This window comes from Streptomyces hainanensis (genome assembly GCF_004348415.1).
Lineage (GTDB): Bacteria > Actinomycetota > Actinomycetes > Streptomycetales > Streptomycetaceae > Streptomyces > Streptomyces hainanensis.
On record NZ_SMKI01000344.1, the window covers coordinates 1 to 8,560 of the forward strand.

An 8,560-nucleotide genomic window follows, 5' to 3' on the forward strand; every position below is an offset into this window, starting at 1 on the left:
GGTGGGTGGGGTCCCCCTCTACCGCAGATGCCGCAGCGTCCGGCCGGCGATCTCGTTCGCGATCGGGAGGCAGGCGGTCGCCGCGGGCGAGGGCGCGTTCAGCACGTGGACCGTGTGCGGGGCCTCGGTGATGTGGAAGTCGTCGGCGAGGCTGCCGTCCGGCAGGACGGCCTGGGCACGGACGCCCGCCGGGGACGGGAGGAGGTCGTCCTCGGTGACGACCGGCAGCAGCCGCCGCACCGCGGCCGTGAAGGCCCGCTTGGAGAGCGACCGCAGCAACTCGCCGGCCCCGGCCCGCCAGTGGCGGGCCGCCATCCGCCACAGCCCCGGGTAGCCCAGCGCGTCGGCCAGCTCCCCCGGCCGGACCGTGCGCCAGTCGTAGCCCTCGCGGGCCAGCGCGAGCACCGCGTTGGGCCCGATGTGCACCTCGCCGTCGAGGCCCCTCGTCAGGTGGACGCCGAGGAACGGGAACGCCGGGTCGGGCACCGGGTAGACCAGGCCGCGCACCAGGTGCGCGCGTTCCGCCCGCAGCCGGTAGAACTCGCCGCGGAACGGCACGATCCGCAACCCCGGGTCGTCGCCGGCCAGCCGGGCGATCCGGTCGCCGTACAGACCCGCGCAGTTGACGAGCGCCCTGGCGCGCAGCACCTCGCCGCGCGCCGTCCGCACCGCGACGCCGAGCCCGGGCCGTCGGTCGACCGCGACGACCTCGGCGCTCCGCCGCACCTCCACCAACTCCGCGAACCGCCGCGCCACCGCGGCGAAGTCGGTCTGCCCGGTGGTCAACACCCGCAGCGCCGCGATGCCGTGCACCCCCGGCTCGTACTCGGCCATCTGCGCCTGGCCCAACTCCCGCACCGGCACGCCGTTCCGCCTGGCCCGCTGGGCCAGCTCGTGCAGCCGCGGCAGCTCGTCCGCCGTGGTGGCGACGATCAGCTTGCCGGGCGCCGCGTGCGGGATGCCGTGCTCGGCGCAGAACTTCCTGAGCTCCGCCGCGCCCCGCACCGCGAACCGCGCCTTCATAGAGCCGGGCCGGTAGTAGACGCCGCTGTGGATCACCCCGCTGTTGCGGCCGCTCTGGTGCGCGGCGAGCCGCGGTTCCTTCTCCAACACGGTGACGGCGAGGCCGGGGCGGGCCGCGCGCAGCGCGTGCGCGGTGGCCAGCCCCACGATCCCGCCGCCGACCACCAGCACGTCGCAGTCGTACACGAAACGCCGAGCCTGTGCCGCTGTCATGTGCGACATCATGCCGGAGCGGTCAGGAGCGGGCGTGCGAGCTCCTGCAACTCCTTGACCAGCGGTTCGTGTTGGTAGGGCGCCAGGCGGCTGAGCAGGTCACGGACATAGTCGGTGGTGCGGGCCGACGATATGCGGCCGGCGACCTCCACGGCCCGGGCGCCGACCGCGCAGGCCGCGTCCAGGTTCCCCGACTCCAGCTCGGCGACCGCCCCGACCACCAGCCGCAGGCCGTGTGAACGGGCGAACTCCTCGGTCGGCTCGGAGAGGGCCTGCGCGGTGAACCGCCGTACCTGACCCGGCACCTTGAGGTCGATGTAGCACTCGGCGGCGTCGGCGGCCAGCCGGTCGTACGTGTAGAAGTCCAACCAGCCCGGGTCGCCGTCCCCCTCCCTCGACCGCTCGAGCCAGCCCTCGGCGGCGGACAGCGCCAGGCCGCAGCCCGCCGCGTCGTTCGCCTTGGCCAGCGCCCTCGCCTCGACCGTGTGGAAGAAGCTCATGGTGCGGGCGGTGGCCAGCGACCGGTTGCGTTCCAGCGCGGCCTGCGCCAGGTCGACGCCCTCCTCGGCGAAGCCGCGGTAGGTGGCCTGGAGCGACATCGACGCCAGCACGTACCCGCCGAGCGGCACGTCGGCCGCCGCCCTGGCGAGCCGCAGCGCCTGGATGTAGTAGCGCTGGGCGGCCTCCTGCTGCCCGGTGTCGAACGCCATCCAGCCGGCCAGCCTGGTCAGCTCGGCGGTGGCGCGGAACAGCGAACGGCCCACGTCGTCGCTGTAGCTGCCGAGGAGCAGCGGCGCCGCGTCCGTCCGCAGGCACTCCGGCACCATGGACGAACGCCAGTCCCCGCCGCCGTACTTGGAGTCCCAGCGCCTGGCCTCCTCGGCGGCCTCGCGCAGCTTGGACACGTCCGTGTGGCCGACCCGGCCGAACGTGCCCTCCTGCGGCGCCGGCGCCTCCCTGGCCACCGACGCGTCCGCCGGGCTGATCAGCCAGCGCGAGACGGGCGTGGCGTAGGCGGTGACGGCGAACGAGCCGGCGAGGGACTGCCAGATCCCCTTGCCCGGCGTGACGTCGAGACGGTACAGCTCGGTGGCCGACTCGACGGCGCTCGGCACGTCACGCGGGAAGGCCAGGCCCACCTCGGGGGCCGGGTCCGTGTCCGCGAGCCCGATCTCGTGCAACGGCACGGGCCGCCCCAGCTTGCTGCTGATGGCGGCGGCTATCAGATGGGGGGCCGAGCCCTGTGGCACCATGCCTTTGGTCACCCAGCGGGCGACGGATGTCTTGTCATACCGCAGCGTCAATCCCCGTTGGGCCCCGAGATCGTTGACTCTGCGAGCTAGACCCGCGTTGCTGATTCCCGCAAGAGCGAGAACTGCCCCTAGCTTCTCGTTCGGCCCGCGTGGCTCCCTGGACATGCGCGTACCCCTGACACACCAACGGCAGCCCCACGACCAGCGCGGGGCTTTCCGTGCCTCCGCCAACCCAGCGTAGTTCGGTGCCTGCTGACCGTTAAGGGGGTGGATCCCGGATGGCGGATTTGTGACCGTACGCGCGTACGAGCGCTTCTACGCCAGGGGATTGTGCTCCGGGCATGTGGCCGTGCGCCCGGGTGTGCGCTCTGGGCAGTGCGGTGGGGCGGCGATTCGATGTGTACCGCGTGGGTCGGCTCGCCGCCTCGGGGCAGCACCCCTGAAGGCACAAGCGGGCCGGGGGAAGCCGCTGTCTCATTCCCCGCGGACGGCGGCCTGGTCCGGGAGGCGGACAGCGTCTCCCGGACCACAACGTCTCCTGCCCAGGGGCGCCCGCCTCATGAGCCGTTCTCCGGCCAGAGTTTGGCCGAATAGCGTCGGTTCGCCACCGACGACCCGCCGGGCCGGCCGGGCGCTCTCGCGTGCCCCTCACGCCAACCGGCCTCTGTGATCAGGTAGTTCGTGATGTGGCACGCCACATGCGGCGAACTACCTCCCCGGCATGCTCCCTTCCCGTCGGACGCATGGCAGCATGGGCCTCAACGACGACGCGGTTCAGATGGGTTCTTCCGTAGTTTCTTCCGTGGGGGAGGCGGCGATGCGGTGGTTGGTCGGGTGGTGCGGGGCCTCTGCCAGCGCTGCCCAGGACATCCAACCGCTGGGCGCGCACCTCCTGTGGGAGGGGCCCGACCCGCTCTGGGCGGTCGGCGACTGGCGCGCGGACGAGATCCGCCTGGTGTACGCCGACGGCGACACCCACCTCGCCGTCTTCGGCTACTGCGGCGCCGACGACGCCACCCTGCGCCGCTCGCTCCTCTCCGCGCGCGCCGGCGCACTCCGCCAGCTCACCACCTGGCCCGGCAGCTACACCGCCATCGCCCGCTTCGGCCGCCGCACCGTCATCCCGGCCGACCTGGCCGGCACCCGCCCCGTCTTCCACACCGACTGGGCCGGCGGCTCCGCGTACGCCACCGCCGCCCTGCCGCTCGCCGACCTCACCGAGGCCCAACTCGACGTCCCGCACCTGGCCGCGCTGCTCGCCTGCCCGGAGGCCCCCGAGGCGCTGGGCAACGGCACCCCCTACCGGGGCGTGCACCGGGTGCCGCAGGGGCACGCGCTGATGCTGCGCGAGGGCGGCAGCCGGGACGTCGTCGGCTACGAACCCACCGCGCCCCTGGTCGTCGCCGCGCCCCCGGTGGAGCGGGAGGCCGCCGTCTCCGGCGTCAGGGACGCGCTGGTCGAGGCCGTCCGCACCCGGCTCGCGGCACCCCGGCACGCGCCGGAGCGCGACGCGGGCCCGGTGCCCGGTATGGGCCCCGCCGACCGGCGCGCCGCGCGCTTCGGCCCCGAGCCGGCCCCCGGCGTCGGCGCCGACCTCTCGGGCGGCAGCGCCTCGGCCACCCTGGCGCTGCTCGCCGCCGGCCTGCCGGGGATGCCGGGCACCGTCTACGGCACCGGCGCCACCCAGGCCGGCGAGCGGCTGCTCGCCGTCACCTTCAACGACCTCAGCGCGAACGGCGGCCCCACCGGCGTCGCGCGCACCGCCGAGCTGGAGCGGGCCCGCGCCATCGCCGAGAACCCGCGGCTCCACCACGTGGTGGTCGCGGCCGGCGACGAGGCGCTGCCCTACGCCGACCTGGAGAACGGCCCGCTCACCGACGAGCCAGGGCCCTCGCTGGTCACCGCCGCCCGGCACCGACACCGGCTGGCCGCCGGCAGCGCCGACCACCTGGTCGGACACGGCGCCCGCCAGGTGCTCGACGCGCACCCCGCCCGCCTCGCCGACCTGCTGCTCGACCGCAGACGCCGGCACCTGGTACGGCCGGTCACCGCGCTGGCCAAGGCGAGCGGCGGGGGCATGCTGGTGCCGTTCACCGTCTACCGGGCCGCCAGGCGGCTGGCCCGCACCCCCTATCCCGAGGGCCTGTCGTCGGCCGCCGTGCTGCTGCGCCAGCCGGTGGACGACGCGGACGACGCGCTCCTCGGAGACGGCGCGCTCGGCGCGTCCCTCGCCGCGCTGGCCTGGTGCCGGCCCGGCCCGGCGGCCCGCTGGCTGACCGGAGAGGCGCTGGCCGAAGTATCGATTCGGCTCGAAGCGGCCGCCGCCAGGCCACGATCCACCTCGGCCACCTCACGTCCGGGCGAGCAGCGGGCCCGCGCCGTGCTCGCCCGCCACGCCGCCGACCACCGGGTGTTCGAGCAGGCCGCCGAGGTCAGGCACCAGCGGCTGCACGCCCCTTTCTACGACAACCAGGTGGTGCGGGCCTGCCAGGCGTTGCCCGAGAGTCTCCGGGTGCAGCCGGGGGCGCGTGCCGACGTGTTGCGCGCTGTGCTGGAGGGTGCGGGGGTGCGCGCGCTGCCGCCCGGCTGGGGCGCCACCACCCTCGCGTCGGGAACAGAATCCGTGCGCGCGGGACTTCGAGCCAATATCGGCACCCTGGTGAACCTCTTCGACGCGCCCCTGCTCGCCGACGCGGGCCTGATCGAGGCCCGCGTCGTCCGCAAGGCGCTCCGGGCGGCGTCCGAGGGCGAGCGGTTGCCGCTCGACGGCCTCGCCGAACTCGTCTCCACCGAGATCTGGCTCCGCCGCCTCCTCACCCGCCGCGGCTCCTGCTGGACCGCCGAGGGCAACCGCGACCCCCGCGCGGTCACGAGCGGCGTGACGCTGTAGCCGGTTACCTGGCCGGCAGGGCTTCCCGACCACCCGAGGGCGGCGGGACCGGGCCCGCGCCAGCGCCGCTGGCCGCCGGCTGTCGGCCTGCGGCGTCGGATGCGGTGCTCCCCCGGACTTCGTCCGTGGGGCCCATGGCTGGGGGAGGCGCGGGCCCGAAGAAGACCGCCCGGACAGGGTCTAGCTAGGCGAGGCCTCGGCGTCGTGGGTTCCGTGGACGGCCCGGCCGGCCGGTCAGGCCATGGGCCGCGCCAGCGGGAGGCCCCCGTGGGGCCCTTCGGCCCACCGCGCCGGTTGTGTCGGTTGTCCTGGCCGGCGCCGCGCCGCGCCCGACCGGCGTCGCAAGCCGCGGGCGTGGCCTGGTGGGTCAGGCCACGGCCCCTGCCGCTGCGCCGGTCGCTTGGCCCTCGTAGAGGCCGGCCCGCGCTCGCCGCCCGCAGGGCCGGCCAGACCACCGGCCGCGCCGGCCAAACCGGCCTGCGGCCGTCCCGGACCGCCCGGCCCGCGCCGCGACCGGCTTCGCCGGCTGTCGGGTTGCCCTACCGCCAAGGCCGGCCGGCTCGCCGACCCTCCGGACTGTTCCGGCCCGTAGGGCCGGTTCGGTTGCCTTGCCGGCCGCGGGCCCCCAGCCCGCTGGGCCGGTCGATTCAGGCTGGCCGGCTGGCCGAGCCTCGGGTTGGTTCCGGCCCGTTGGGCCGGTTGCGCGTCCCCGCCGCGACCGGCTGCGCCGGCCGCCGGCTGTCGGGTTGTCTTGCCGGCCAGGCAACCGGCAACCGGCCCGCAGGGTCGGTCGATTCAGGCTGGCCGGCTCGCCGAGCCGTCGGAGTATTCCGGCCCGTAGGGCCGGTCGCGCGGCCCGCGCCGCGACCCGCTGCGCCGGCCGTCGGGTTGCCTTGCCGGCCAGGCAACCGGCTTCGCCGGCCGCCGGCTGTCGGGTTGCCCTGCCGGCCAGGCAACCGTCACTGGCAGTTGATCTCGGAGTCGGCCCAGTCCGCCACGGCGGCCGCGCCCAGCCAGCCTTCGCCGTGGACGTCGAGGCGGAGGGTCTCGACGCCGCTGAGCGGGACGCTCATCGGGACCGCCTCCTCGCCGCCGGACACCACGTCGGACTCCCACAGCTTCCGGTCGTCCCCGTAGACGCTGAAGACGGCCGAGCCGAAGCCGGCCATCATGTCGTCGATGCCGACCAGGGCCTGGTAGGTGACGCAGGTCAGGTTGAGGTCGATGGTGACGGAGGACCAGGCGCCGACCGTGATGCCGTGGTCGTGCGGCCGGCCGCCGATCGTCAGGTCGTCCCGCTGCCAGATCGGGCTGCTGTCGGTCAGCCGCACCGTCGGCGCGGTGTCGTCGCCGGTGATGTCGAAGGCGAGGCGCCGCAACTCGTAGGGCGCGGGCGGCGGTTCCGGTGGTGCCGGCTCCGCCGTCGGCTCGGGAACGGGCGGCGGCGCGGGCTCGGGCTCCGGGGTCGGCTCGGGGACGGGCGAGGGCTCGGGCGTCGGCTCGGGCCGGGACGGTTCCGGCACCGACAGTTCCGGTTCTGCTGCCGGCTCCGGCTCCGGCTCCGGCATCGGCTCCGGTTCCGCGACCGGTTCGGACGACGGCTCGGGCCGTGGCGTCGGCTCGGCCGGCGCCGGATCGTCCGGTGGCGGCGCGGCCCGATCCTCGGGATCGGAGCCCATCAACGCCATCGCCAGCACCGCCGCCACCGCCGAGACCACCACACCCGACGCGATGCCGGCCTTCACCGGCGCGCCGAGCCCCTCGGCGGCCGCGCCGCCGCCGGCCCCGCCGGCCGCGGCCGCCGAACCGGCCGTGGCGCCGGCCCCCGCCGCGCCCAGCCACAGCCCGGCGCCCTTGAGCGAGGAGTCCGCCGCGAACCAGCCGATCACCGCGATCGGCAGCACCACGCGGATGTGGTCGTTGAGGTCCCGCACCTCGGAAGCCGCCACCGCGCACCGCGCGCACTGCTCGAGGTGCTTCCGCAACCCCCGCTCGGCGCGCGTCCGCAGGCCGCCCCTGGCGTAGGCGCCCAGCCGGTCCGCGAAGCGCGCGCACTCCCCGCCGTCCGTCAACGCCCGGCTCACGTGCGCCTGGAGATACGCCTGCTTCAGACCCTCCCTGGCCCGGTGCGCCAACACCGCCGTGGCGTTGGGCGTCAGCCCGAGCAGCGGCGCCACGTCACGCGGCGACGCGTCCTCCACGGCCGTGTGCCACAGCACCGTCTGCCAGCGCTCCGGCAGGCTGCGGAACGCCCGCACCGCCATGGACTCCTCGGCCGCCCGCATGGCCCGCACGTCCGCGGCGACCGCCAACGCCGCCCCACCCGTCGACTGCGTCGACCGCGCCGACACCGCGAACACCGCGAAGTCCTCGACGAGTTGCTCCCGCCGGGCCGTGCGCGCCCAGTCCGCCGCGACCCGCCGCACCGAGGTCAACAGATAGGCCCGCACCGCCGTGTCGGGACCGGCCCCGCGCCGCACCGCCTGCAGGGTGGCCGTGAACACCTCGTTGGTCAGGTCGTCAGCCGTGTCCGCGTCCCGACAGCAGGTCCGCGCGTATCGACGCACGGCACCCGCGTGGCGGCGGTACAACTCGTCGTACGCCCCCGGATCACCCCGACGCATCCGATCGACCAGCGCGAGATCGGCCGACGCCGAAGACTCCTCGTCCGGACTCTCCAGACGCTGTCGTGGAACCTTGGAATCGTCGTCCTGCCCCTCAACGACCATGCGGCAAGCCCTCGTATTTACAGTGGTGTCAGCGACAGCGCTCAGGGTGCCACAGGAAACGCGCCGTTCAGCCGGACTTACCCGAGAACCACCCGTCCGTGGGTCACCGCTCCCACCCGCGGCCGGCCCGCAGGCCCTGGAGCAATATCTCCAACAGCCGCTCCGCGGCCGCCGACTGCCGCGCCGGGTCCTCGATGCGCGGCGGCGTGGTGGCTATCACCAACATCAGGTCGGCCACCGTGACATCGGCCCGCAACTCCCCGGCCGCCCGCGTCCGCTCCACCAACTGCCCCACGACCGACAGCAGTTCCAGCGTGCCCGCGGTGACCGACCGCAACTGCTCCTCCGCGCACCGCTGCTGCGGCACCCGCTCGCCGAACGCCGGTTCCCCCGCCGGGCCACCGACCGGCGCGCTCGCCGTCAACAACTCGGGCGGCAGCAGCCGCCCCGCC

General features: G+C 75.2%; 5 protein-coding genes. 1 reads left to right on the forward strand and 4 read right to left on the reverse strand.

Going from position 1 to position 8,560, the window contains the following annotated elements; genetic code table 11:
* Nucleotides 1–18: 18 nt before the first annotated feature.
* Together lhgO and E1283_RS26245 are read right to left on the reverse strand one after the other, a co-directional pair.
* Nucleotides 19–1,236, reverse strand: a complete 1,218-nt coding sequence (gene lhgO, locus E1283_RS26240; protein ID WP_132820629.1) for an L-2-hydroxyglutarate oxidase — start codon at nt 1,234–1,236, stop codon at nt 19–21.
* Between the two features lie 8 nt (nt 1,237–1,244).
* Complete coding sequence (locus E1283_RS26245) at nt 1,245–2,654, reverse strand: NsdA family TPR-like regulatory protein (protein ID WP_132820630.1); 1,410 nt, start codon at nt 2,652–2,654, stop codon at nt 1,245–1,247.
* Between the two features lie 652 nt (nt 2,655–3,306).
* Here E1283_RS26245 and E1283_RS26250 point away from each other — a divergent pair.
* Nucleotides 3,307–5,379, forward strand: a complete 2,073-nt coding sequence (locus E1283_RS26250) for an asparagine synthase-related protein (RefSeq protein WP_132820631.1) — start codon at nt 3,307–3,309, stop codon at nt 5,377–5,379.
* A 959-nt stretch (nt 5,380–6,338) separates the two neighbouring features.
* Here the strand turns inward: E1283_RS26250 and E1283_RS26255 are convergent.
* Both E1283_RS26255 and E1283_RS38265 read right to left on the reverse strand, forming a co-directional pair.
* The gene (locus E1283_RS26255) at nt 6,339–8,108 is read right to left on the reverse strand and encodes a sigma-70 family RNA polymerase sigma factor (RefSeq protein WP_132820632.1); all 1,770 of its coding nucleotides are present in this window, start codon (nt 8,106–8,108) and stop codon (nt 6,339–6,341) included.
* 103 nt (nt 8,109–8,211) lie between these two features.
* Nucleotides 8,212–8,560: SbtR family transcriptional regulator (locus E1283_RS38265; RefSeq protein WP_481906702.1), on the reverse strand; the 349-nt coding region annotated here is incomplete at its 5' end.

Bases quoted from the DNA above. Each gene is read 5' to 3' on its own strand.
- lhgO (WP_132820629.1), bottom strand. From the start codon at position 1,236: ATGACAGCGGCACAGGCTCGGCGTTTCGTGTACGACTGCGACGTGCTG.
- E1283_RS26245 (WP_132820630.1), bottom strand. From the start codon at position 2,654: ATGTCCAGGGAGCCACGCGGGCCGAACGAGAAGCTAGGGGCAGTTCTC.
- E1283_RS26250 (WP_132820631.1), top strand. From the start codon at position 3,307: ATGCGGTGGTTGGTCGGGTGGTGCGGGGCCTCTGCCAGCGCTGCCCAG.
- E1283_RS26255 (WP_132820632.1), bottom strand. From the start codon at position 8,108: ATGGTCGTTGAGGGGCAGGACGACGATTCCAAGGTTCCACGACAGCGT.